Raw genomic sequence first — 25,082 nt, 5'->3', positions numbered from 1 at the left:
TGTCTGCTGTATTGGCGGAAGATGCTGCTTGTATCCTTCCGGCAGACCCAGGATGGCAGGGGCGGTGATGTTGCTCCCCCTCTCCCCAGCCCTCTCCCGCGAGGGGAGAGGGAGTAGGATTGTGCAAGCTGGTGATTATGTGCCCTGGCGCTGGCGTGGCGCGGGGGGGGGCTACACCCCTGTGCAGCTTTGGCTTGGCCGGCTTCGAGTTGGTGGATTGCCGTGGCCTTTGGCCTCGTAATGACGTGGTGCACGGTCAGGCGAGGTGGCCGGGGTTGTCTTGACGCGGGTGGTTGGGCGGCTGATCCGCATCATTCCCTATTCAGCAGAACAATCTGGCCTTTGCCTTGTTGGCGAAGGGGGGCGGGTTGGGTAGTCTCGGGTGGACAAGAACAAGAGATATCCGGTGCTGCTATGAAAAAATCAGGAATATGGGGGGTGACTTTGGCTGCCGTTCTGTTGTCCGCGCAAGGTGTTGCCGTTGAGTTGCCCGATCCCGAGTCGGTGCGTACCGATCGTTTGCAGTTGATGCAGGGCTTTCCGCCGGCGGCGGACAAGCAGGTGACGTTGGCGGGCTTCATGCGTCCCTATCCCAATCCGCGTTGGAGTTTCCACCATGCGCGGGAGTTGTTTCCGTCCCGGCGGGTGGCCCGTGGTAACGAGGGTGTTTATCCGCTGCCGCGTGCTGAGGGGTTGGAGCAGCAGATTGCCGATCTGCGCTTTACCGGTCCTGACGGCAATCAGATGAGCTTCGAGCAGTACCTGGATGCGACCTATGTCGACGGCGTGCTGGTCATGCAGCACGGCAAGGTGCTGTTCGAGCGCTATCAGCCGGGTGTGCCGGAGGATGAGCCGCATATCCTGTGGTCGGTGACCAAGTCTTTTGTTGGGTTGATGGCGACGCAGTTGATCGAGGAGGGTGAGCTGAATCCCGATGCGCTGGTGACCGAGTACCTGCCGGAGCTGGAGAACAGTGGCTGGCGCGGGGCGACGGTGCAGCAGGTGCTGGATATGACGGCGGATATCGATTACAGCGAAATCTATGCCGATCGCAATTCCGATGTGGTCAAGTATTCGCTGGCGGCGGGCATGGGGCCGGTGCCGCATGATTATCCGGGCGCGCGGGACCTGTATTCCTATCTGCCGACCATCGGCGCGGGTGTGGACGCGCACGGTGAGGCGTTCCGTTATCGCACCACGCATACCGAGGTGCTGGGCTGGATTCTGCGTCGGGTGAGCGGACTGTCCACGGCGGCCCTGGTGGAACAGCGGATCTGGAGCAAGCTGGGTGCCGAGCAGGATGGCTATATGCTGCTCGATTCCAAGGGTGCCGAGTGGGCCGGGGCGGGCTTCAACGTGACGCTGCGGGACCTGGCGCGCTTTGCCGAGATGGTGCGGTTGGAGGGGCGTTTCAATGGCCAGCAGGTGGTCAGTGCCGAGGCAATCCAGAAGATCCGGGAGGGCGCTGATCGGGAGGCATTCAAGGCCTCGGGGCGGGATTTCCAGCCGGGCTATTCCTATCGCAACCAGTGGTGGATCAGTCATAACGCCGATGGCGCTTTCGAGGCCCTGGGCGTGCATGGGCAGATGATCCATATCAACCCGGCGGTGGGCATGGTCATGGTGCGCCTGTCATCGCATCCGATTGCCAGCAGCGCGCAAACCATGCCGTTGAGTATTCCGGCACTGGCGGCGTTGGCGGATCTGTTGCGGGGGAATGAGCAGTAGGAGGGAAGGCGGTCGGCAACAGGTGTTGCCGACCGCTTTGCATTACAACAACATCGACCGGATATCACCCAGCAGTTCACCCAGGCGCTTGGTGAACTGGGCTGCGGCGGCGCCGTTGATGGCGCGGTGGTCGTAGGACAGTGACAGCGGCAGCATCAGCCGTGGCTGGAAGGCCTTGCCATCCCACACCGGTTGCATCGTCGCGCGGCTGACGCCGAGGATCGCGACTTCCGGGGTGTTGACGATCGGTGTGAAGTAAGTGCCACCGATGTGCCCCAGGCTGGAGATGGTGAAGCAGGCGCCCTGCATGTCGTTGGCGCTGAGCTTCTTGTTGCGGGCCTTGTCGGCGAGTTCCGCCGCTTCGGCTGCCAGCTCCAGCAGGCTCTTCTTGTCCACATCACGGATCACCGCGACCAGCAGACCATCCGGAGTATCCACGGCAAAACCGATGTGCACGTAGTTCTTCTGGATCAGCTGTTTGCCGTTGGCGGCCAGCGAGACGTTGAAGTTCGGCTGTTCGCGCAGCAGGTGAGCACAGGCCTTGAGCAGGAACGGCAGTACGGTCAGCTTGACGCCGGCCTTTTCCGCCACGGTCTTCTGTGCCTTGCGGAAGTCTTCCAGTTCGCTGATGTCGGCCAGGTCGAACTGGGTGACATGAGGCACGTTCAGCCAGCTGCGGTGCAGGTTGCTGGCACCGATCTGCTGCAGACGGGTCATGTCCTTCAGTTCGACTTCACCGAAGCGGCTGAAGTCGACTTCCGGCACCTGCGGGATGCCAGCACCACCGGTTGCGGTGGCGCCGCCACTTTCCTTGTTCTTGCGCATCACGCTCTGCACGTAGGCCTGTACATCGTCCTTGAGAATGCGGTTGCGCGGACCGCTGCCGGTGATATCGGTCAGCTCGATGCCAAACTCACGAGCCAGCTTGCGTACGGCCGGGCCGGCATGGACCTTCTTGTCGCCACGACTGGGCGCGCCGACCGGGGCCGGTGCAGCCTGCTTGGCGGCTGGTGCCGGGGCGCTTTCTTCCTTGGCTGGCGTTGCTGCTTGCTCTTTTGCTTCCTGGGCAGTAGGGGCTGGCTCGGCTTGCTCTGCCTCCTCGGCCTCACCTTCCACACGCATGCGCAGCATCAGGTCGCCGGTTTTGACTTCCTGCTCGAGTTTCACCACGATGGCTTCGATCACGCCGGCCGCCGGTGCCGGGATTTCCATGCTGGCCTTGTCGGATTCCAGGGTCAGCAGGCTCTGCTCGGCCTCGACCTTGTCACCGACCTGCACCATCAGCTCGATGACCCGCGCGCTGCCGTCGCCGATATCCGGGATATTGAACGATTGCACGCTGCTCTCGGCTTTCTTCGCTGCCGGCTTTTCCGTTGGAGCCGGGGCAGACTCTTCCTGCTTGGCCGGCTGTTCGGTTGACTGCTCGGCTTTGGCTTGTTCCGCCGATTGCTCGTCGGCAGCCTGCTCGCCGCCCTCGACCTCCAATTCGATCAGCTCGTCGCCTTCGGACAGGCTGTCACCCAGCTTGACCTTGATGGCCTTGATGACACCGGCCTTGGGGCTGGGCAGCTCCATGCTGGCCTTGTCCGATTCCAGGGTTACCAGGCTCTGTTCCACTTCGACGCGATCGCCGACCTGGACCAAGATTTCAATGACTTCGCCTGCGCCGCCGATGTCGGGTACCTTGATCAATTCACTCATGGCAGCTCTCCTCAGCAGTTCAGCGGGTTGGTTTTGTTCGGGTCCAGACCGAAGGTGGCTTGCGCCTCGACCAGTACCTTGGGCTGCAGCTCGCCATTCTCGACCAGCGCCGCCAACGCGGTGTAGGCAATCCAGCGGCGGTCGACCTCGAAGAAGTCCCGCAGCTTGCGACGGCTGTCACTGCGACCGAAGCCATCGGTGCCCAGCGCCTTGAAGTTGCCCGGTACCCACTGGCGAATCTGCTCGGCGTACAGCTTCATGTAGTCGGTGGCAGCGATGACCGGTCCATTGCGCTCGGCCAGGTTCTGCTCGACATAGGTCAGACGCGGTGCATCGGTCGGATGCAGGCGGTTCCAGCGCTCCACATCCAGGCCGTCGCGGCGCAGTTCGTTGAAGCTGGTGACGCTCCAGATATCGGCGCTGATGCCGTAGTTGTTCTGCAGCAGGGTGGCCGCCTCGCGTACTTCGCGCAGGATGGTGCCGCTGCCCATCAGCTGGACATGCTGCTTGCCTTTCTCCTTGGCTTCCTCGAGCAGGTACATGCCGCGGATGATGCCCTCTTCCACGCCTTCGGGCATGGCCGGCTGGGCGTAGGCTTCGTTCATCACGGTCAGGTAATAGAAGATGTTTTCCTGCTCTTCCATCATTCGCCGCGAACCTTCGCGAATGATCACTGCCAGCTCGTAGCCGTAGGTGGGGTCATAGGTGCGGCAGTTGGGGATGGTCGAGGCCAGGATGTGGCTGTGACCATCTTCATGCTGCAGGCCTTCACCGTTCAGCGTGGTGCGACCGGCGGTGCCGCCGATCAGGAAGCCCTTGGCGCGGCTGTCGCCAGCGGCCCAGGCCAGGTCGCCGATACGCTGGAAGCCGAACATCGAGTAGAAGATGTAGAACGGCAGCATCGGCTGGTTGTAGGTGCTGTAGGCGGTGGCGGCGGCGATCCAGCTGGACATGGCGCCGGCCTCGTTGATGCCTTCGTTGAGGATCTGGCCCTTCTTGTCCTCGCGGTAGAACATCACCTGGTCCTTGTCCACCGGCTCATACAGCTGGCCGACCGAGGAGTAGATGCCCAACTGGCGGAACATGCCTTCCATACCGAAGGTACGCGCCTCGTCCGGCACGATCGGTACGATGCGCTGGCCCAGCTCCTTGTCCTTCAGCAGTTGCGCGAGGATGCGCACGAAGGCCATGGTGGTGGAGATTTCACGCTCGCCGGTACCGTCGAGGATCGACTTGAGGGTCTCCAGCGGCGGAACCGGGATCGGCGTGCTGCTGGTGCGGCGCTGCGGCGTGTAACCGCCCAGGGCTTCGCGGCGCGAGTGCAGGTACTTGTACTCGGGGCTGCCTTCCTCGGGACGGTAGAAGGGCAGGTGCTCCAGCTGATCGTCGCTGATCGGGATGCCGAAGGCGTCGCGGAATTTGCGCAGGCTCTCGGTATCGACCTTCTTGGTGTTGTGGGCGATGTTCTGGCCCTGGCTGGCGCCGGTGCCGTAGCCCTTGATGGTCTTGGCCAGGATGACGCTGGGCTGACCCTTGTGGTTGCTGGCCGCATGGTAGGCCGCGTAGACCTTGTAGGGATCGTGGCCGCCACGGTTGAGCTTCCAGATCTCCGCATCGGACATGCCTTCGACCATTTTCTTCAGTTCCGGGCGGGCACCGAAGAAGTGTTCGCGCACATAGGCGCCGTCGTTGGCTTTGTAGTTCTGGTAGTCGCCATCCACGGCGTCTTCCATGCGCTGCTGCAGCAGGCCGTCGTGATCGCGGGCCAGCAGCGGGTCCCACAGGCGACCCCAGATGACCTTGATCACGTTCCAGTCGGCACCACGGAAGTTGCCTTCCAGTTCCTGGATGATCTTGCCGTTGCCGCGAACTGGGCCGTCGAGGCGCTGCAGGTTACAGTTGATGACGAAGATCAGGTTGTCGAGCTTCTCGCGACCGGCCAGGGAGATGGCGCCGAGGGATTCCGGCTCGTCACACTCGCCGTCACCCAGGAAGCACCAGACCTTCTGCTGGCCCGGCTTGATGAAGCCGCGGCTTTCCAGGTACTTCATGAAGCGCGCCTGGTAGATCGCCTGGATCGGGCCCAGGCCCATGGATACGGTGGGGAACTGCCAGAAGTCGGGCATCAGCCAGGGGTGCGGATAGGAGGACAGGCCGTTGCCGTCGACTTCCTGGCGATAGTTGGTCATCTGCTCTTCGCTGATGCGGCCTTCCAGGAACGCGCGGGCGTAGATGCCCGGTGAGGCGTGACCCTGGTAGAACACCAGGTCACCGCCGTGTTCTTCGGTGGGGGCCTTGAAGAAGTAGTTGAAGCCGATGTCATACAGCGTGGCACTGGAGGCGAAGGTGGAGATGTGGCCACCCAGGTCCGGGTCCTGCAGGTTGGCACGCATGACCATGGCCAGCGCGTTCCAGCGCACCATCGAGCGGATGCGGCGTTCCATGAACAGGTCGCCGGGCATCGCCGCTTCGTGGGTCACCGGGATGGTGTTGCGATAGGGGGTGGTGATGGCGTAGGGCAGCTGAGTACCGGAACGGCTGGCCAGTTCGCCCATGCGCTGGATCAGGTATTCGGCCCGTTTTTCGCCTTCTTCGGTGTCGAGAACGGATTCCAGGGCATCGAGCCATTCCTGGGTTTCGAGTGGATCGATATCTTCAAGCTTCATATTGTTCTCCAGACCTTGTGGGTCCCAGGGTAAAAAACAATCGCATTACCTGAGCGTGGTGGTGTGGCTCGGGAATGCAATGGTCAACGGTGCGTGTAGTTTTACTACATTTGGAACAAAAAAACCATCCGGTCACGGGGCTTTCTGTAGTGAAACTACATCTGGACCGCGTTTTTTTGTTTCAGGCTTTTCCGTGTGTCCCGAGCGTGGCAATCTGCATCCTTCGGATGTAATCAGGATAGACCATGTCTTTTTCATTGCCCGCCACATTGCCTGCCGCACTGCACTCGGTCGTGGACCACCACCTCGCGCAGTGGCTGGCGGCGGTACGCCAGGCGGGGCTGGAAGCTGATCTGGCGCTGCTGGGCGACAGTTTCATGAGCGAGTTGCAGCAGGTGCTGGCCGGCAGCGATTTCGTCGCCGAGCAGTTGCGCCGTGACCCGGCCATGGCCTGGCGTCTGACGCAGGAGCGGCAGTTGTGGCGTTCGCTGGTTCCCGGTGAGATGGCCAGCCTGCTGGCCGCGGCGCTGGCCGACAGCGCCAGCGAGGACCAGCTGGCGCAGCGGCTGCGGCGCTTTCGCCAGCAGCATCAGGTGCGCATCATCTGGCGCGACCTGACCCGGCAGGCCGCCACCATGGAAACCACCCGTGACCTGTCGGACATGGCCGATGTCTGCCTGGACCAGGCTTATCAGTGGGTCTACCAGCAACTGGCCAGCGATTTCGGGACGCCCTTCAGTCATGCCGGTGTGCAACAGCACATGGTGGTACTGGGCATGGGCAAGCTTGGCGCCCAGGAGCTGAACCTGTCCTCGGACATCGACCTGATCTTCGCCTTCCCGGCGCAGGGCGACACCCAGGGTGGGCGGCGCAGCCTGTCCAACCAGGAATTCTTCACCCGTGCCGGGCAGCGCCTGATCAAGCTGCTCGACGAGGTCACTGTCGACGGTTTCGTGTTCCGCGTGGACATGCGCCTGCGCCCCTATGGCGACAGCGGTGCGCTGGTGTTCAGCTTCAATGCGCTGGAACAGTACTACCAGAGCCAGGGCCGTGACTGGGAACGCTACGCGATGATCAAGGCACGGGTGGTTGCCGGTGACCAGCAGGCCGGCGCCGAGTTGCTCGGCATGCTCAAGCCGTTCGTCTATCGGCGCTATCTGGATTTTGCCGCCATCGAGGCGCTGCGCAATCTCAAACAGATGATCCAGCGCGAAGTGCAGCGCAAGGGCCTGCAGGACAACGTCAAACTGGGTTCGGGCGGTATCCGTGAGGTGGAGTTCATCGGTCAGGCATTCCAGTTGATCCACGGCGGGCGCGACCGCAGCCTGCAGCAGCGGCCGATCCTGGCGGTGCTGGATGTGCTGGCGACCAATGTCTACCTGCCGGACGAGGCGGTGGATGAGCTCAAGGGCGCCTATCTGTTCCTGCGCGATACCGAGCATGCGCTGCAGGCCATCGATGACCGCCAGACGCAGATGCTGCCCACCGACCGCTTGAATCAGGCGCGGGTGGCATTGGTCATGGGGTTCGACAGCTGGGACGAATTCCGCCGCCAGCTGGAGCTGCAGCGCAGCCGGGTGGAGCGGCATTTCGCCGGCGTGATTGCTGATCCGGACGAGGATCAGGACCAGGCGCAGCCACCCTATGCCGAGTGGATGACGCTGTTGACCGGTTTCCCCGAGGCGGAGCAGGCCCAGGAGCAACTGGCCGAAGGCGGCTTCAAGGACCCGGAGCGGGCCTGGAACCTGCTGCAGACCCTGATGCACTCCGCTCGCGTGCGCGCCATGCAACGCATGGGGCGTGAACGCCTGGATATCTTCATGCCGCGCCTGTTGGGCATGGCCTCCGAGCAGGATGATCCGGACCTGGCACTGGAGCGGGTGATGCCGCTGGTCGAGGCGGTGGCACGGCGCTCGGCCTACCTGGTGCTGCTGACGGAAAACCCCGGGGCGTTGCGCGAGTTGCTGGTGCTGTGCGCGGCCAGCCCGCTGCTCGCCGAGCAGATCGCCCGTTATCCGGTGGTGCTCGATGAGCTGCTGAATGCCGGGCGCCTGTACCGGCCGCCGGAGACCGGTGAGCTGCTGGACGAGCTGCGCCAGCAACTGCTGCGCATTCCCGAAGACGACCTGGAACAGCAGATGGAGGTGCTGCGCTATTTCAAGCGTGCCCACACGTTGCGTGTGGCGGCCTCGGAAATTGCCGGCAGCCTGCCGTTGATGAAGGTCAGCGATTACCTGACCTGGATCGCCGAGGCCATCCTGCAGCAGGTGCTGCAGCTGGCCTGGCGTGACATGGTCCGGCGCCACGGCGTGCCGCGGCGCCATGATGGCAGCGCCTGCGAGCTGGATTTCATCATCGTCGGCTACGGCAAGCTCGGCGGCATCGAGCTGGGGCATGGCTCCGACCTGGACCTGGTCTTCATCCACGACGGTGATACCGAGGCCGAGACCGACGGTCCGCGCCCGCTGGATGGTGGCCGCTTCTATACCCGGCTGGGCCAGCGCATCATCCATATCCTCAATACCCAGACCACCTCCGGTGTGCTGTATGACGTGGACATGCGCCTGCGTCCCTCGGGCGATTCGGGGCTGCTGGTCACTTCGCTGGAGGCCTTTGCCCGCTATCAGCAGGAAAAGGCCTGGACCTGGGAGCACCAGGCCCTGGTACGGGCGCGGCCACTGGCCGGCTGCGCGCAACTGAGTCACAAGTTCGATGCCCTGCGTGCGGCGGTGCTGGGCCGTGAGCGGGATGAGCAGGTGCTGCGTCAGGAAGTGCTGGGCATGCGCCAGAAGATGCGCGACAACCTGGCCACGCAAGCCACACGGGCGGGTTTCGACGAGTCTGCCTTCAGCGCCGAAGCGTTGTTTGATCTCAAGCATGACGCGGGAGGTATCGTCGATATCGAATTTATGGTGCAATATGCGGTCCTGGCCTGGTCGTGCCGGTACCCAGAGTTACTGCGCTTTACGGATAACATCAGAATATTGGACGGGCTGCGTGACGCCGGATTGATCGCCGGTGAGGACGTTCAGCGTGTGCAGGAGGCTTACAAGGCCTACCGAGCAGCAGCCCATCGCCTGGCTTTGCAAAAGCAGCCGGGGAAAACACCTGGCGACCAGTTTCATGACTACCGACATGACATCATCCGCCTCTGGCAGCAATGGCTGCCGGACGTGGCGGATGCCTGAATGACCTTGAGAATCTTTCGGCAGGCATGATCAGGCCAGAACGCAACGGGCAAGCTCCCTGGCGGAGCACCTGAACCTAGTAGATAGATATATATGAATGGAGCTGGTTGTTATGTCGATGGCTGATCGTGATGGTGTTATCTGGTTCGATGGGCAAATGGTGCCGTGGCGCGAGGCCAACGTGCATGTTCTGACCCACTCGCTGCACTACGGCATGGGCGTGTTCGAGGGCATCCGTGCCTACAACACCGACCAGGGGACCGCCATCTTCCGTCTGCAGGCGCACACCGATCGCCTGTTCGACTCCGCCCACATCATGGGCATGAAGATTCCCTACACCAAGGAGCAGATCAACGAGGCGTGCCGCGCTGCAGTACGCGAGAACAATTTGGACACCGCCTACATCCGTCCGCTGGTGTTCTACGGTTCCGAGGGCATGGGTATTCGCGCCGACAACCTCAAGGTGCACGTGGCCGTCGCCGCCTGGTACTGGGGTGCCTACATGGGCGAGGAAGCACTGGAGCAGGGCATTCGCATCCGCACCAGCTCGTTCACCCGTCACCACGTCAACATCACCATGACCCGCGCCAAGTCCAGCGGTGCCTACATGAACTCCATGCTGGCGCTGCAGGAAGCGGTATCGGCCGGTGCCGACGAGGCGCTGCTGCTGGACCCGGAAGGCTATGTGGCCGAAGGTTCCGGCGAGAACGTGTTCATCGTCAAGGACGGTGTGATCTATACTCCGGAAGTCACCGCCTGCCTGAACGGCATCACCCGTGGCACCGTGCTGAGCCTGGCCGAGGAAATGGGCATCAAGGTGGTCGAGAAGCGCATCACCCGCGATGAGGTGTATATCGCCGACGAGGCTTTCTTCACCGGCACCGCCGCCGAGGTCACGCCGATCCGTGAAGTGGACTGCCGGCAGATCGGTATCGGCCGTCGCGGCCCGGTTACCGAGAAGCTGCAGAAAGCGTATTTCGACCTGGTCAACGGCAAGGTTGCAGCGCGCGGTGAATGGCTGACGCTGGTCAAGTGAGCTGAAAGCTGAATACCGTCATTGCGGCTTCGCAGGGTGTCATCGCGACGTCATTGCGAGCCCGCAGGGCGTGGCAATCCACCGGGCTACGCTCCTCGCAATGACGGATAGGATGTAAGGCTTGATGAGAATTCTGATTGTTGGTCCCAGTTGGGTCGGTGACATGGTCATGGCGCAGACGCTGTTTGCCTGCCTGAAGCTGCGTCACGGCCCCGACTGCGTCATCGATGTGCTGGCTCCGGACTGGAGCCGACCGATCCTTGAGCGCATGCCCGAGGTCCGTCAGGCACTGAGCTTCCCGCTGGGGCATGGCGTGCTGGATATCGCCAGCCGCTGGCGCATCGGCAAGAGCCTGGCCGGCCAGTACGACCAGGCCATTCTGCTACCCAATTCCCTGAAGTCGGCGCTGGTGCCGTTCTTCGCCGGTATTCCCAGGCGCACTGGCTGGCGCGGTGAAATGCGCTACGGCCTGCTCAACGATATCCGCGTGCTGGACAAGGCGCAGTATCCGCTGATGATCGAGCGCTTCATGGCCCTGGCATCGGAGCCGCAGCACCAGCTGGAACGGCCCTATCCGCGACCGACCCTGCAGATCGAACCAGCCAGCCGCGAGGCGGCGCTGGCACGTTTCGGCCTGGAGCTGGATCGACCGGTGCTGGCGCTGTGTCCGGGCGCCGAGTTTGGCGAGGCCAAGCGCTGGCCCTCCGAGCACTACGCTGCGGTGGCGGACCAGAAAGTGCGCCAGGGTTGGCAGGTCTGGCTGTTCGGCTCGAAGAACGACCATCCGGTCGGTGAGCAGATCCGCGAGCGCCTGCGCCCCGGTCTGCGTGAAGAGTCGAGCAACCTGGCCGGGGAAACCAGCCTGGCCGAAGCCATCGACCTGCTGTCCTGTGCCACCGCCGTGGTCAGCAATGATTCAGGCCTGATGCATGTGGCCGCAGCACTGAACCGGCCGCTGGTGGCAGTCTATGGTTCGACTTCCCCGGACTTCACGCCGCCGCTGGCCGAGCAGGTGGAGGTGGTGCGGCTGGGCCTGGATTGCAGTCCCTGTTTCGACCGGACCTGCCGCTTCGGCCATTACAACTGCCTGCGCGACCTCGAACCGCAGCGGGTAATCGATGCCCTGGATCGCCTGGTGGGTGATCCGCTGGCCGATCCGTCGGATCTCTGAGCAGCATGCGTGTCCTGCTGATCAAGACGTCCTCCATGGGCGATGTCATTCATACGCTGCCGGCGTTGACCGATGCCCAGGCGGCGATTCCCGGTATCCGCTTCGACTGGGTGGTGGAAGAGGGCTTCGCCGAAATCCCGCTGTGGCATCCAGCGGTGGCCGAGGTGATTCCGGTGGCCATCCGGCGTTGGCGCAAGCACCCGCTCAAGACCTTGCGCAGTGGCGAGTGGCAGCGCTTCCGCCGGCGCCTGAAAACCCACAGGTATGACCTGGTCATCGATGCCCAGGGGCTGGTGAAGAGCGCGCTGCTGACCACCGGGATCAAGGCCCGGGTGGTCGGGCTGGATCGCCATTCGGCCCGCGAGCCGCTGGCCAGCCGCTGGTACGACCAGGGCATCGCTGTAGCCTGGGGCCAGCATGCGGTGGAGCGGGTGCGGCAACTGTTCGCCCAGGCGCTGGGTTACCGATTGCCGGCCGATACCGGTGATTACGGCCTGGATCGCAGCTGCCTCGCCGGCGAGCAGTCCGCTGAGCGCTATGTGGTTTTTCTGCATGGGACTACCTGGGTGACCAAGCACTGGCCGGAGCTGTACTGGAAGCGCCTGGCGCAGTTGGCCGTCGAGCGTGGCCTGCAGGTCAAGCTGCCCTGGGGTAACGATGCGGAAAAAGCTCGCGCCGAGCGTATTGCCCAGGGGTTGCCCGGTGTACAGGTACTGCCCAGGCTGCCGCTGGCCGGCATGGCCAGCATTCTCGCCGGCGCCAGCGCCTGCGTGGCGGTGGATACCGGCCTGGGGCACCTGGCCGCGGCGCTGGACGTACCGACGCTATCGCTGTTCGGGCCAACCAACCCCGGCTGGAGTGGTGCCTATGGCCGCAGCCAGGTACACCTGGCCAGCGACTTCCCCTGCGCACCCTGCATGAGCAAGAAGTGCAAGTACGAACCGACCCCGGAAGACGCCAGGCGCTTCGACCTGCGCCGGGAATTGCCGCTGTGCTTTACCCGGCTGCAGCCCGAGCGGGTGATGACGGAGCTGGAGGGGGTGTTGCTTGGTGTTCACCCCCTCTCCCCCGGCCCCTCTCCCGCAAGGGGCGAGGGGTGACTCGCGCCTGAGCCGCCGTGTTTTCCCTGCAAGCAGGTCAAATTCACTTCTGCAGGAAAACTCAGGCGTTGTGATAGGCATAGACAAGCTACCTCTCCCGCAAGGGGTGAGAGGTGACTCGTGCCCGAGCCTCCGTATTTCCCCTGCAAGCAGCACAAATTCACTTCTGCAGGAAAACTCAGGCGTTGCGATAGGCACGGCCTGACTCCCTCTCCCCTTGCGGGAGAGGGCTGGGGAGAGGGGGAGAGAGGGAGAGAGAGGCGGAAACAGCCCACCCACCGCAGCACCTGCCCAGCTATGTTAAACTTTGCCCCTTGATCCAGAGCCCAGCCCAAGAGAACTTCGATGCAACTGGCGTTCGTACTGTACAAATACTTCCCCTTCGGCGGCCTGCAGCGTGACTTCCTGCGGATTGCCCAGGTATGCCAGCAACGCGGTCATGCCATTCGCGTCTATACCATGGGTTGGGAAGGGGAGCGGCCGTCAGGTTTCGATATTCGTATTGTTCCGGCCCGGGCTCTGACCAGTCAGGGGCGCAACGAGAAGTTCGTCGCCGAGGTCCAGGCGGATCTCAAGCGCCATCCGGTTGACCGCGTAGTGGGCTTCAACAAGATGCCGGGGCTGGATGTCTATTACGCTGCCGATGGCTGTTTTGAGGACAAGGCGCAGAATCAGCGCAGCTGGTTCTATCAGTACAGCCCGCGCTATCGGCATTTTTCCGCCTATGAGCGGGCGGTATTCGCCCCGCAGGGGCGCACCGAGATACTGATGATCTCCGAGTTGCAGCTGCCGCTGTTCATGAAGCACTACCGCACGCCACTCGAGCGCTTCCACATGCTGCCACCCGGCATCGCCACTGATCGACGTGCTCCGGCCAATGCCGCCGAGGTCAGGGCGGAGCTGCGTGCCGAGTTCAACCTGGGCGATGATGAGCTGCTGCTGGTGCAGATCGGTTCAGGCTTCAAGACCAAGGGGCTGGATCGTACCCTGGAGGCGCTGGCAGCACTGCCGGCCGCCTTGCGCCAGCGCACCCGGCTGATCGTCATGGGTGCCGATGATCCGGCGCCTTTCCTGCGCCAGATGCGTGGCCTGGGGTTGTCCGAGCAGGTACAGATCCTGAAGGGTCGCAGCGATGTGCCGCGCTTTCTGCTGGGCGCCGATCTGCTGATCCATCCGGCCTATAACGAGAATACCGGCACGGTATTGCTGGAGGCGCTGGTGGCGGGGTTGCCGGTACTGACCACGGCGGCCTGCGGCTACGCGCACTACATCGAAGAGGCTGATTGTGGGCTGGTGGTGCCTGAGCCCTTCGAGCAGGCCACGCTGAACAATTGGCTGGCGCGCATCCTGGATGATCGGCAAACCCGTGAGGAATGGCAGCAGAATGCCCTGGACTATGCCGAGCATGCCGACCTGTACAGCATGCCGGCGCGAGCGGCGGATGTGATCCTGGGAGAGTTCGCTTGAAGCTGGTGTTGCACGAACCATTCAGGACCCTGTGGGCCGATGGTGATGCCTTCGCTGAAGTCGAAAAGCTGCAGGGCGAGGTGTTCCGGGAGCTGGAGGCTCGCCGCACCCTGCGCACCGAGGTGGCTGGGCGCGGCTACTTCGTCAAGATCCATCGCGGTGTCGGCTGGGGCGAAATACTCAAGAACTGGTCGACACTCAAGAAGCCGGTGCTCGGCGCCGACCAGGAATGGGAGGCCATCGAGGCTCTGACCCGGGCCGGCGTACCGACCATGACCGCCGTGGCCTTCGGCGAGCGTGGCGGCAATCCCGCCGCCCGGCATTCTTTCATCATCACCGAGGAACTGGCGCCGACCATCAGCCTGGAAGACTTCAGTCGAAACTGGCCAAGTTATCCGCCGCCAGCCGGGCTCAAGCATGCGCTCATCCACCGCGTCGCCGAGATGACCGGGCGCATGCACCGTGCCGGGGTCAATCACCGTGACTGCTATATCTGCCACTTCCTGTTGCATACCGACACCCCGCCGACCCCGGACAACCTGCGCCTGTCGCTGATCGACCTGCACCGGGCCCAGGTGCGCAGCAGTGTGCCGCGCCGCTGGCGCGACAAGGATCTGGCCGGCCTATATTTCTCCGCCCTGCATATCGGTCTGACCGAGCGTGACAAGCTGCGCTTTCTCAAGAGTTACTTCCAGCTGCCGCTGCGCCAGATCTTTACCGAAGAGGCAGTGCTGCTCAGTATGCTCGAGCGCAAGGCGGCCAAACTGCAAACGCGCTTCGAGCGCAAGTATGCGTCTGGCAGCGGCACATGACCGGCTGGGTACTCAACACAGACCTCGCCGAGGGCGAGGCCGCGAGTCTGTTTGCCGATCTGCCCAGCGTGTTCGAGCTGCAGGGCGAGCCGGTTACCGCAGATGACATCAGTGACGTGCAGCGGCTCTGCCTGCAGGGGCGCTGCTACTACATCAAGCGCTATGTGGCGGCCGGCAAGAATCTGCGACGCTGGATCGGTCGTCCGCGGGTCCGTGCCGAATGGGAGAATCTGCTGAAGTTCCAGCGCTGGGGTATCCCCACGGTGCCGGTGGTGGCTTATGGCATGGAGCGCGACGGGCTCGGTTTCGGTCGGGGAGCGCTGATCACGCTGGGGATCGACGATACCGATGATCTGGCGCAGCTGGCCAGACGCCAGGATCCGCGCTTGCGCGAGTGGCGCTGGCTGGCTGCCGTCATGGCACAGGTGGCCGACGCCACGCGCATCATGCACGAGCATGGTTTCGCCCACAACGACCTCAAGTGGCGCAATATCCTGGTTGATCGTCAGACCGCGCCACAGGTCTATTTCATCGATTGTCCCGCAGGCAGCCGCTGGCCTGGCCCGCTGCTGCGCTACCGGATCATCAAGGACCTGGCCTGCCTCGACAAGGTGGGCAAATATCAGTTGAGGCGCACTGATCGCCTCCGCTTCTACCTGGCATACACCCGGCGTCGGCATCTGGACGCCGCTGACAAGAAACGCATCAGAGCCATACTGGCATTCTTCGAGGGACGAGAGTGAGCACTACCGCCAGACTGCGCGAGGCCGGACGCACCCCGCCGGTCGATATCAGCCTGCCGCTTGCCGCGGGCCAGCCGCTGCTGATCCAGCAGTGGCTGCGTATCCTGCCGGGCAAGCGCCTGGTTGGGCGCGGCGAATGGAATGGCCGGCAAGTGCTCGCCAAGCTGTTCATCGCCACCGGCGCCGAACGGCACTGGCAACGCGAGAGCGTGGGCATTCAAGCATTGCAGAGAGCGGGGATCACCACGCCTGCGCTGCTGGACAGTGGTGAACTGCCGGGCGGCGGGTGCTACCTGCTGACCGAGTACCTGCCGGGTGCACAGAGTCTGCAGCAGCATTGGGAGCAACTGGCGGATCGATCACCGGGCAATGCCGAAGCGCTCGCCATTCTGCGGGACGCCCTGCTGGCCATCGCCGCCATGCATGCCCAGGGGCTGGCGCAGACCGACCTGCATCTGGGCAACTTCCTTCAGGACCAGCAGCGGTTGTATGTTATCGATGGGGATGCGATCGAGGTGGCGGAGCCGGGAAAACCGCTGCCCTTAACGACCGCCCAGGCCAACCTCGCACTGTTTTTTGCCCAACTGATGCCAGAGTGGGACGCGCAGGTGGATCATCTGTTGCCATCCTATCTCGACGCCAATCCGCTGCACGGCCTGGACCGGCAGCAACTGCTGGCGCAGATCCACAAGCAACGCCAGACCCGGCTGAACAATTTTCTCGACAAGACCCTGCGCGACTGCAGTCAGTTCGCGGTGCACCGCTCGTTCGACCGCTTCGCTGTGGTATTGCGTTCGGCCCAGCAGGCGCTGGCGCCCTTGCTGGCTGACCCCGATAGTGCCTTCAGCGGCACCCCTCTGCTCAAGGACGGGGGTAGCAGCACGGTTACCATGGCGACCGTTGGTGGTCGTGAGGTGGTCGTCAAACGCTACAACATCAAGGGCTTCGGTCACTGGCTCACGCGCTTCTGGCGTCCCAGTCGTGCCTGGCACTCCTGGCTGGCGGCCTGGCGGCTGCAGTTTCTCGGCATCGCCACGCCCACCCCGCTGGCGATGATCGAGCGTCGTATCGGGCTTTGGCGCCGCCAGGCCTGGCTGATCAGCGAGTATTGTCCGGGCCCGAACCTGCTACAGCAGTTGGGCGAAACCGGTGCCGCGGTTCCCGACTCGACCACGGCTGATGCCTTGCTGGGAGTTTTCCAGCAGGTAGTCGATGCGGGTATCAGCCATGGCGACTTCAAGGCCACCAACCTGCTGTGGCACGACCGGCAGGTGGTGCTGATCGATCTGGATGTCATGCAGGCGCACCGCAGCGAGGCCGGGCGACGCAAGGCCTGGGCCAAAGACCGCGCACGCTTCATCCGTAACTGGCCTGCAGGCTCGGCCCTGGCACAATGGCTGGAATCGGTCATGCCTCGCTGAAAGGGGCATAAGTTGACAGAACACGCTGGGCTGTCATAACTGCCAGACCAAACGAGCCAGTAGCGGCAAATGTGTATAAAATTGTCCCCTTTACCCAGTTTCTGAAAGAGGTGTACCCGTGGGCCTGACCATTCTCGGACTTTCCGGCGCATTGAGCCATGACCCATCAGCTGCCCTGTATATCGATGGCAAGCTGATCGCCGCTGTGGAAGAAGAGCGGTTCGTACGTGACAAGCACGCCAAGAACCGCATGCCCTATGAGTCCGCCAAGTTCTGCCTGGAGCAGGCCGGCATCAAGCCGGAGGACGTGGACATCGTCGCCATCCCCTTTGCGCCGATCAGCATTTTCGAGAAGGCCCGCTGGCATTACGCCAAGCGCTACTGGTATGCCCCTGATCGTTCTCTGGATGCCATCTTCATGGGCAACCGCCGTTATCATCGCTACAAGAAGCGCATCCAGTGGTGCCTGCAGCAGCTGGGTTTCGATCTGAAGAAGGTCAAGCTGGAACCGGTCGAACACCATCTGGCCCACGCCTCCAGTGCCTACCACTGTTCCGGCTTCCAGGAGAAGACGGCGATTCTCGGTATCGACGGCAAGGGCGAGTACGCCACCACCTTCTTCGGTTACGGCGAGAATGGCCAGATCCACAAGATCAAGGAGTTCTACGATCCGGATTCGCTGGGCGGCCTGTATGGCGCGCTCACCGAATACCTGGGCTTCGAGATGCTCGATGGCGAGTTCAAGGTCATGGGCATGGCGCCCTATGGCGATGCCGCCAAGTACGACTTTTCGCGGCTGGCCAAGTTCGAGAATGGCGAGCTGATCATCAATACCGATTACGCCAACGTGATCGGCTTCCGTCGCTACAAGGAAAAGGGCAAGGGTTACTACTTCTCGCCCAAGCTGATCGAATGGCTCGGTCCCAAGCGCGAAGGGGATATCGCCGACGACCCCTATATCCACTATGCCGCCAGCATGCAGGCCCTGTTCGAGAAGCTGGCGCTGGAGATGATGGACTACTACCTCGGTGACATCATCCGCGAAACTGGCAAGATCGCCTTCGCTGGCGGCTGCGCGCTGAACGTCAAGCTGAACCAGAAGATCATCGCCCGTGACGAGGTCAAGGAGCTGTTCGTGCAGCCGGCCTCCGGCGATGCCGGTACGGCGGTGGGCGCCGCTGCCTATATCTCCGTGAAGAACGGCGTGCCGGTGGAGAAGATGGAGCACGTCTACCTCGGCCCCAGCTACAGCAACGAAGACATCATCGCCGCCTGCGCACGGCACCCGAACCAGCCGCAGTGGCAGCAGATCGACAACGTACCCGAGCACATCGCCCAGATCATGGTCGAAGGCAACCCGGTGGCCTGGTTCCAGGGCCGCATGGAGTTCGGCCCGCGCGCCCTGGGTGGACGCTCCATCATAGGTTGCCCGAGCGTCCCCGGCGTGGCTGACCGCATCAACGAACAGATCAAGTTCCGCGAGCGCTGGCGCCCATTCTGCCCGTCCATGCTCGACACCGTCGCCCCGCAGATGCTCAAGGTCGACCATCCCAGTCCCTTCATGACCTTCACCTTCGAAGTCAACGAAGGCTGGGACAAGCGCGTCCCCGAGGTGGTACACGAAGACGGTACTTCCCGCGCCCAGGTCCTGGAACGCCGCCACAACCCACGGTGGTACGACCTGATGCTCGAGCTGGAGAAGCTGACCGGCAATGGTGTATCCCTCAACACCTCCCTCAACCGCCGTGGCGAGCCGATGGTGTGCTCGCCGACGGATGCGTTGAATATGTTCTATGGGTCGGATTTGCAGTATCTGATCATGGAGGATGTGTTGGTGGTGAAAGAAGGGGGCAAATGTGTCGGATAACCCAGTATCCTTGAGCGTGAGAGAGGCGCGACCCCTGGATATGCCCCCGGTGCTGATCTCTGTGGTCATTCCGGCCTATAACTATGGCGCGTCATTGGCACGTGCCGCACAATCAATACTCGGACAGCGCGATGCCCGCACGGAATTATTGATTATTGATGATGGTTCGACGGACGCGACCCCCGATGTTATCAACGCCTTGCACCTAGCCTATCCAGAGCAGTTTAGGAGTATCCGCAAGGAAAATGGTGGCTTGGCTTCCGTGCGTAATTTGGGCATTCGTGAGAGTCAAGGGGACTGGTTGGTGTTTCTCGACGCTGACGATGAATTTGTACCAGGGGCTTTGGGCAAGTTAATTGAGCATATCGAGAGCAATCGTCAAAGCCGTTTGGTCATTGGTGAACATATTTCGATCAATTCAGCAGGAAATCGACGTCGGCACCGTAATACCCGCTTACCTGGAGGTGCTTTGGAGCGGGTCAAGGCTTATCTGCTGGATAAAACCCTGGGTCTCTCCAATGGTGGTTGTGCCATGCACCGGGAAGTGTTCGATCTGGGTAATTATCCAGAAAGATTCCGTAACTCGGAGGACTTGCCGGTATTTGCTCAAGCACTGGCACATTTCCCCGTGAGTCAGCTGAATGAGCCTTTATTATTGCTTTACAAACACGATGACAGCTTGCGTCACCACACAGGTTATGGGCAGCAGGTGGGTCTGCAGGTCGTTGATGAAGTTTTTTCACGCCTGCCGGAGTCCATGCGGTCAATGCGTAAGGCTTTCTATGTACAGCGCTGCCTTTCATTGTTTCGCAGTGCCTATCTGGCTAATGAAAAGACTCAGGCCAAGGCCTTTTTCATGCATGCGTTAAGGATGGACTGGCGTGTATTGCTGAATCTGAGTTATTCCCGCAAAGCCTTGCGTCTTTGGCTACGCAAGTGAGTGTGTTGCCGGGTGATATGTCTTGTGGCTGAATCCTTCTACACGTGAAAACTCTACATCGATTGGAAAGTTTATGGAGCGGAGGGCAGGGTGGGTAACAGGGTAAAGGTTCTACAGATACAGCTGCGATACAACGTCAACGCCTCCGACCTGGCTGAGCAGGTGATTGCCGGTCTACCCACAGATTACTTCGGTGTTACCACGTTGTTTCTGCGCGGCAAGCCAGGGCCTGATGAGCCTGTCAGCGCTGCTGAGCGGTCGGTGTATTTTGACCTGGATAAATCAGATCTGAAAGGGCTGAAGCGCTGGTCAGTTATGTTGAAATTGTACCGTTTTTGTCGTGATGAAGGCTTTGATGTTGTCATTGCTCATCGTTTTAAACCAATCAGCATGATGATGTGGCTTAGCAGGATTTTGACGCGCCCGGCCTTTATCGGCGTTCAGCACGGTATTGGCGACTATGACCGGCGAGCGCGAGTGTTTGAAGCTAATATTCTGGTTGGACCTCAATGGCACATTGTTGGTGTGTCCCAGGCGGTAAAGCGTTATTTGCTGTCCAGGGTTTCTGGATTCAACGAAAGTAATACCTCTCATATCAATAATGCTATTGATATAGAGCGTGCCACTGGAATGTTATTGGATGGTCGTGAGGCTCGGCGTAGGCTTGGATTGGCCCAGGGATGTCGTATCGTTGGCTGTATTGGCCGCCTTGTACCTGTGAAGGGGCACACTACATTAATTGCAGCTTTTGCAAAGTTGGCCGCGAGCTATCCTGATGTTTTGATTGCCATTATCGGTGAAGGGCGCTCGCGGGAAGAACTGGAGAGGCTGATTGCGGAGCATAGCTTGCAGAAGCAGGTTATACTTCTAGGGGCTCATCATGATGCTCTTCAGTATGTCAGGGCGTTTGACGTCTTTGCCATGCCATCTCTCAGTGAAGGATTACCTTTGGCTCTGCTGGAAGCGCTTGCCGGTCAGCGCCCGGTTATTGGTTCCGATATTCCCAGTCTGGCGCCGATTCTGGAAGAGTGCTCCGGGCGTTCTTTCCAGGTAGGAAATGCTGATGATCTTGCCCGTGAGCTGGAGCCATTGCTGTCTATGGGAAATGCTCAGTTGCAAGCCCTAGGGCGAGCGGGTTACGCCTACTTATGTGAGCAGCACAGCATCCATGATTTCAGAAAAAACTATCGCCAATTAATTGAGAGCATGGTGATGTCCAAAGGGGATAGAAGGTTGTGATAGAACGTGTTCTGATAACCGGCGGGGCGGGCTTTATCGGCTCGGCATTGATTCGATACCTGATTTCGAATACAAACGTGTCCATAGTCAATATAGACAAGCTCACCTATGCAGGTAATCTGGAGTCGCTGGGCGATGTAGCGAGTTCTGAGCGATATGCCTTTTATCAGGCGGATATTACTGATGCCACTGAGGTGCAGCGCATCGTTGAGAACGTCCGCCCGCAGGCCATTATGCACTTGGCCGCAGAGTCCCACGTGGACAGGTCGATTGACGGACCCCTTGAGTTTGTCAGAACCAATGTGATGGGAACGGCTGTATTGCTTGAGGCCGCACGCCAGTATTGGCAGGCCTTGCCGAAGCAAGAGCAACACGGGTTTCGTTTCCATCATGTGTCTACCGACGAGGTTTATGGCGATCTGGAAGGCAGTACAGAGCTGTTTACCGAAGCGACGAGCTATTCGCCCAGTTCACCCTACTCCGCCTCGAAGGCCGGTTCTGACCACCTTGTCCGAGCTTGGCAGCGTACCTATGGGATGCCGGTGCTGGTCACCAACTGTTCGAATAACTATGGTCCCTACCATTTTCCTGAAAAACTGATTCCACACATGATTCTTAATGCTTTGCATGGCAAGGCGCTACCGGTTTATGGCAATGGCATGCAGATTCGTGATTGGTTATATGTGGAGGATCATGCCAGAGCTCTTTGGCGAGTGGTTTGTGCAGGCGTGCCGGGTGAAACCTATAACATTGGTGGGCATAATGAGTTGACAAATCTGGAGGTGGTGGAAACGATTTGTGATCTGCTTGAGGAGCTCGTGCCGAATAAACCGGCAGGTGTAGCCAGCTACAGAAGCCTTATTACATTCGTTGAGGATCGCCCGGGGCATGATCGACGTTATGCGATCGACGCCAGCAAAATGGAGCGTGAGCTAGCCTGGGTACCGCAGGAAAGCTTTCAGACGGGGATTCGTAAGACGGTATCCTGGTATCTTGATAATCAAGTCTGGTGGCAGCGGGTATTGAGCGGTGCCTATCATCTTGGACGACTCGGTGCTGCTAGTGTTAACCATCAAGGAAGGAGTGACCAGTGAAAGGTATTGTATTGGCAGGAGGCTCGGGTACGCGCCTTTACCCCATAACAAAAGGGGTATCCAAGCAACTGCTCCCAATCTATGACAAACCGATGATCTATTACCCGTTGTCGGTACTGATGCTGGCAGGTATTCGGGATATCCTGTTGATCAGTTCTCCTGAAGATATCTCCTCTTATAAACGTCTGCTGGGGAACGGGTCAGGTTTTGGCATATCCTTAAGTTACGCTGAGCAACCCAGCCCTGATGGGCTGGCCCAAGCGTTTATCATTGGCGAAGAGTTCGTTGGCTCAGACACTGTGTGCCTGGTGCTCGGGGATAATATCTTCTATGGCCAAGGCTTTAGCCCCATGCTCAAGGCAGCTGCCAGGCGAGGGACGGGGGCAACAGTTTTTGGCTATCAAGTAAAAGATCCAGAGCGTTTTGGTGTGGTTTCATTTGATGAAAACAGGCGGGCCGTGTCGATTGAAGAGAAGCCGCTGAAACCACAATCCTCCTATGCGGTGACGGGGCTCTATTTCTACGACAATGATGTTGTGAAAATGGCCAAACAGGTTGAACCCTCACCCCGTGGCGAGCTGGAAATAACCAGTATCAATCAAGCCTATCTGGAGCGGGGTGATCTTAATGTCGAGCTGTTGGGACGGGGGTTTGCCTGGCTGGATACTGGGACGCATGAGAGCTTGCTTGAAGCAGGGCTATTTGTAGAAACCATTGAGAAGCGACAAGGCTATAAAGTTGCCTGCCTCGAAGAAATTGCCTACAACAACGGCTGGCTGAGCAAGGAAGAGCTTCACCGCATAGGACAATCACTCAGTAAGAACAGCTATGGCCAGTATTTGCTGAGCTTGGCGGAGGGCAGGTTGTGAGCCTGGTGCAATGGATTGATTTTCCGCTGAAGGGTGATGATCGTGGGTCACTGATCGCTATCGAAGGGGCCGGCAACGTGCCCTTCGACATCAAACGGATGTATTACATATTTGATACGAAGGCGGGTGTATCCCGTGGTTTCCATGCGCACAAGGCTCTGAAACAGGTTGCTTTCTGTGTTTCCGGCCGTTGTCGAATGCGCTTGGATGATGGCGTCCAGCAGCAGGATGTCTGGCTTGACTCGCCAAGCAGGGGGATCTTTATTGATACCATGGTTTGGCGAACCATGCATGATTTCAGCCAGGACTGTGTTCTCGTCGTATTAGCCAGTGCGCACTATGATGAGAGTGACTATATTCGTGATTACGATGAGTTTCTTAAACAACGGGCTCCTGTATGAATCTTGATGCCAAAACTATTCGTATGCGGTTGGTTGAAGAGGAAGATGCGGAGTTTATCCTGGCGCTGCGGTTGGATGAGAACTATGGGAAATATCTGTCCAGCACCGATGCCAGTGTTAGCAAACAGCGTCAGTGGATTCGCCGCTACAAGCAGGATGAGCAGGCCGGTATACAATACTATTTTATCATAGAGCGACTGGACGGAGTTCGCTGCGGAACGGTTCGTGTCTATGATCTGCGTGAAGATTCTTTTTGCTGGGGGAGTTGGATCCTCAATCAGGAAAAGACACGCTATGCGGCTGTAGAGAGTGCTTTTCTTGTCTATCAGTTTGGATTCGAGGAGTTGGGGTTTGCCCAGTCTCACTTTGATGTGATGAAAGATAATCAGCGTGTCATCGCCTTTCATCAAAAAATGGGTGCTGAGGTTGTTGGTGAAGATGAACAGAATCTGTACTTCACCATACAGAAGGCAGACGTAGCAGAAAGCAAAAAAAAATTGAGCAGCAAGATACAATGATACCTTTTATGGACTTGCAGGCCGTAAATGCCTCGCTCCGCGAGGAGTTGCTGAATGCCGCAACGCGCGTTATTGACTCGGGCTGGTATATTCAGGGCCAGGAGGTCAAGGCCTTCGAGCAGGAGTTTGCGGCATACTGCGGTACACGGCATTGTGTGGGGGTTGCGAATGGGCTTGATGCGCTCATTCTTGTTTTGCGTGCCTGGAAAGTGCTGGGACGACTCAAGGAGGGTGATGAAGTCATTGTCCCTGCCAATACCTACATTGCCAGCATTCTGGCCATAACCGAAAATCGCCTGACTCCGGTTTTGGTGGAGCCTGATGTGCAGAGCTGCAATCTTGCTCCAGACAAGGTTGCCGCTGCAATCACGCCAAATACAAAAGCCATTTTGGCGGTTCACCTGTATGGTCGGCTGGCTCCCATGGCTGACATCATGACGTTGGCAGAAAAATACCAGCTTCTGGTGCTGGAAGATTCGGCCCAGGCCCATGGCGCTGCTATCGATGGGAGAAGGGCCGGTAGTTGGGGGCATGCTTCGGGTTTTAGCTTTTATCCTGGCAAGAACCTCGGTGCGCTGGGCGATGGCGGCGCTGTCACGACCAGTGATGATGCCTTGGCTGAAACTGTTCGGGCCATTGGCAACTACGGTAGCCAGAAGAAGTACGAGAATATTTATCAGGGCGTCAATAGCCGGCTAGATGAGTTGCAGGCAGCGCTGTTGAGAGTCAAGCTGGTTCGTCTTGATCATGACACTAATGCCAGACGGAAGGTGGCGCAGCGTTATCTCTCCGGTATCAGCAATCCCTTGATTGCTCTGCCAGGCAGCAGTCAGTATTGGTCCGAATATGCCGAGCAGCATGTGTGGCATCTGTTTGTAGTGCGCTGCACTGATAGGCGCTCTTTGCAGGCGCATTTGCGACAGCATGGTGTGCAAACCCTTGTTCACTATCCCATACCGCCACACTGGCAGCAGGCTTATAGCAGCTGGGCCGGATTATCGCTACCGCTTACTGAACAACTGCACGAGCAGGTTCTGAGTTTACCCATCGGACCTGCGATGTCGAATGAGCAGGTTGAGTCGGTTGTTGCTGCCTGTAATGCATATGGCTGCTGAAATGCA

At 60.0% G+C, this 25,082-nt stretch carries 19 protein-coding genes; 17 read left to right on the top strand and 2 right to left on the bottom strand.

The window, feature by feature from the left end:
- Positions 1–438 precede the first annotated feature (438 nt).
- Entirely contained in the window at positions 439–1,728 is a 1,290-nt protein-coding gene (locus H6X51_RS12395) for a serine hydrolase domain-containing protein (RefSeq protein WP_185267797.1), read from the top strand.
- A 42-nt stretch (positions 1,729–1,770) separates the two neighbouring features.
- Here the strand turns inward: H6X51_RS12395 and aceF are convergent, their stop codons facing one another.
- Together aceF and aceE are read right to left on the bottom strand one after the other, a co-directional pair.
- Positions 1,771–3,429 (bottom strand): dihydrolipoyllysine-residue acetyltransferase, encoded by a 1,659-nt coding sequence (gene aceF, locus H6X51_RS12390; RefSeq protein WP_185267796.1) that lies wholly within the window; start codon positions 3,427–3,429, stop codon positions 1,771–1,773.
- An 11-nt stretch (positions 3,430–3,440) separates the two neighbouring features.
- Positions 3,441–6,095: a pyruvate dehydrogenase (acetyl-transferring), homodimeric type gene (gene aceE / locus H6X51_RS12385; protein ID WP_185267795.1), complete on the bottom strand. Its 2,655-nt coding sequence runs from the start codon at positions 6,093–6,095 to the stop codon at positions 3,441–3,443.
- Positions 6,096–6,340: 245 nt separating this feature from the next.
- Here aceE and glnE point away from each other — a divergent pair, with 245 nt between their 5' ends.
- The 16 genes from glnE to H6X51_RS12305 all read left to right on the top strand — a co-directional run bounded on the left by glnE (position 6,341) and on the right by H6X51_RS12305 (position 25,076).
- On the top strand, positions 6,341–9,283 hold the full coding sequence (glnE, locus tag H6X51_RS12380) for a bifunctional [glutamate--ammonia ligase]-adenylyl-L-tyrosine phosphorylase/[glutamate--ammonia-ligase] adenylyltransferase (protein WP_185267794.1): 2,943 nt from the start codon (positions 6,341–6,343) through the stop codon (positions 9,281–9,283).
- A 112-nt stretch (positions 9,284–9,395) separates the two neighbouring features.
- Positions 9,396–10,319 (top strand): branched-chain amino acid transaminase, encoded by a 924-nt coding sequence (locus tag H6X51_RS12375; protein WP_185267793.1) that lies wholly within the window; start codon positions 9,396–9,398, stop codon positions 10,317–10,319.
- A 124-nt stretch (positions 10,320–10,443) separates the two neighbouring features.
- The gene (gene waaF / locus H6X51_RS12370) at positions 10,444–11,490 is read left to right on the top strand and encodes a lipopolysaccharide heptosyltransferase II (protein WP_185267792.1); all 1,047 of its coding nucleotides are present in this window, start codon (positions 10,444–10,446) and stop codon (positions 11,488–11,490) included.
- A 5-nt stretch (positions 11,491–11,495) separates the two neighbouring features.
- Entirely contained in the window at positions 11,496–12,590 is a 1,095-nt protein-coding gene (waaC, locus tag H6X51_RS12365) for a lipopolysaccharide heptosyltransferase I (RefSeq protein ID WP_185267791.1), read from the top strand.
- 345 nt (positions 12,591–12,935) lie between these two features.
- Positions 12,936–14,057, top strand: a complete 1,122-nt coding sequence (locus H6X51_RS12360) for a glycosyltransferase family 4 protein (RefSeq protein ID WP_185267790.1) — start codon at positions 12,936–12,938, stop codon at positions 14,055–14,057.
- Positions 14,054–14,869, top strand: coding sequence for a lipopolysaccharide core heptose(I) kinase RfaP (gene rfaP, locus H6X51_RS12355; RefSeq protein ID WP_185267789.1), 816 nt, complete (start codon positions 14,054–14,056; stop codon positions 14,867–14,869). The genes H6X51_RS12360 and rfaP overlap by 4 nt, the downstream gene beginning before the upstream one ends.
- A complete protein-coding gene (locus H6X51_RS12350) occupies positions 14,866–15,612 on the top strand; it encodes a lipopolysaccharide kinase InaA family protein (protein ID WP_185267788.1) in 747 nt (248 codons plus the stop codon). Before rfaP ends, H6X51_RS12350 begins: the two co-directional genes overlap by 4 nt.
- Positions 15,609–17,033, top strand: a complete 1,425-nt coding sequence (locus tag H6X51_RS12345; RefSeq protein WP_221627331.1) for a lipopolysaccharide kinase InaA family protein — start codon at positions 15,609–15,611, stop codon at positions 17,031–17,033. Before H6X51_RS12350 ends, H6X51_RS12345 begins: the two co-directional genes overlap by 4 nt.
- Positions 17,034–17,151: 118 nt before the next feature.
- Positions 17,152–18,900, top strand: a complete 1,749-nt coding sequence (locus H6X51_RS12340; protein ID WP_185267787.1) for a carbamoyltransferase family protein — start codon at positions 17,152–17,154, stop codon at positions 18,898–18,900.
- 40 nt (positions 18,901–18,940) lie between these two features.
- The gene (locus tag H6X51_RS12335) at positions 18,941–19,840 is read left to right on the top strand and encodes a glycosyltransferase family 2 protein (RefSeq protein WP_185267835.1); all 900 of its coding nucleotides are present in this window, start codon (positions 18,941–18,943) and stop codon (positions 19,838–19,840) included.
- 90 nt (positions 19,841–19,930) lie between these two features.
- Entirely contained in the window at positions 19,931–21,079 is a 1,149-nt protein-coding gene (locus H6X51_RS12330; RefSeq protein ID WP_185267786.1) for a glycosyltransferase, read from the top strand.
- A complete protein-coding gene (rfbB, locus tag H6X51_RS12325; RefSeq protein WP_328795670.1) occupies positions 21,076–22,173 on the top strand; it encodes a dTDP-glucose 4,6-dehydratase in 1,098 nt (365 codons plus the stop codon). Before H6X51_RS12330 ends, rfbB begins: the two co-directional genes overlap by 4 nt.
- A complete protein-coding gene (gene rfbA, locus H6X51_RS12320) occupies positions 22,170–23,042 on the top strand; it encodes a glucose-1-phosphate thymidylyltransferase RfbA (RefSeq protein ID WP_185267785.1) in 873 nt (290 codons plus the stop codon). Before rfbB ends, rfbA begins: the two co-directional genes overlap by 4 nt.
- Positions 23,039–23,443 carry a sugar 3,4-ketoisomerase gene (locus tag H6X51_RS12315; RefSeq protein ID WP_185267784.1) on the top strand — a complete coding sequence of 135 codons (405 nt, stop codon included), beginning with the start codon at positions 23,039–23,041 and terminating at the stop codon, positions 23,441–23,443. The genes rfbA and H6X51_RS12315 overlap by 4 nt, the downstream gene beginning before the upstream one ends.
- Complete coding sequence (locus H6X51_RS12310) at positions 23,440–23,961, top strand: GNAT family N-acetyltransferase (protein ID WP_185267783.1); 522 nt, start codon at positions 23,440–23,442, stop codon at positions 23,959–23,961. The genes H6X51_RS12315 and H6X51_RS12310 overlap by 4 nt, the downstream gene beginning before the upstream one ends.
- Positions 23,958–25,076: a DegT/DnrJ/EryC1/StrS family aminotransferase gene (locus H6X51_RS12305; protein ID WP_185267782.1), complete on the top strand. Its 1,119-nt coding sequence runs from the start codon at positions 23,958–23,960 to the stop codon at positions 25,074–25,076. Before H6X51_RS12310 ends, H6X51_RS12305 begins: the two co-directional genes overlap by 4 nt.
- Positions 25,077–25,082: the final 6 nt, after the last annotated feature.

It is taken from the genome of Halopseudomonas xiamenensis, assembly GCF_014219065.1.
In the GTDB taxonomy this organism is placed as follows: domain Bacteria; phylum Pseudomonadota; class Gammaproteobacteria; order Pseudomonadales; family Pseudomonadaceae; genus Halopseudomonas; species Halopseudomonas xiamenensis.
The sequence above is the reverse complement of the archived record's forward strand: the minus strand, read 5'-3'. Positions and strand labels throughout refer to the sequence as shown.

Coding starts and splice junctions, on each gene's coding strand:
- aceF (WP_185267796.1), bottom strand. CDS start 3,429: ATGAGTGAATTGATCAAGGTACCCGACATCGGCGGCGCAGGCGAAGTC.
- aceE (WP_185267795.1), bottom strand. CDS start 6,095: ATGAAGCTTGAAGATATCGATCCACTCGAAACCCAGGAATGGCTCGAT.
- glnE (WP_185267794.1), top strand. CDS start 6,341: ATGTCTTTTTCATTGCCCGCCACATTGCCTGCCGCACTGCACTCGGTC.
- H6X51_RS12375 (WP_185267793.1), top strand. CDS start 9,396: ATGTCGATGGCTGATCGTGATGGTGTTATCTGGTTCGATGGGCAAATG.
- waaF (WP_185267792.1), top strand. CDS start 10,444: ATGAGAATTCTGATTGTTGGTCCCAGTTGGGTCGGTGACATGGTCATG.
- waaC (WP_185267791.1), top strand. CDS start 11,496: ATGCGTGTCCTGCTGATCAAGACGTCCTCCATGGGCGATGTCATTCAT.
- H6X51_RS12360 (WP_185267790.1), top strand. CDS start 12,936: ATGCAACTGGCGTTCGTACTGTACAAATACTTCCCCTTCGGCGGCCTG.
- H6X51_RS12350 (WP_185267788.1), top strand. CDS start 14,866: ATGACCGGCTGGGTACTCAACACAGACCTCGCCGAGGGCGAGGCCGCG.
- H6X51_RS12335 (WP_185267835.1), top strand. CDS start 18,941: ATGCCCCCGGTGCTGATCTCTGTGGTCATTCCGGCCTATAACTATGGC.
- H6X51_RS12310 (WP_185267783.1), top strand. CDS start 23,440: ATGAATCTTGATGCCAAAACTATTCGTATGCGGTTGGTTGAAGAGGAA.
- H6X51_RS12305 (WP_185267782.1), top strand. CDS start 23,958: ATGATACCTTTTATGGACTTGCAGGCCGTAAATGCCTCGCTCCGCGAG.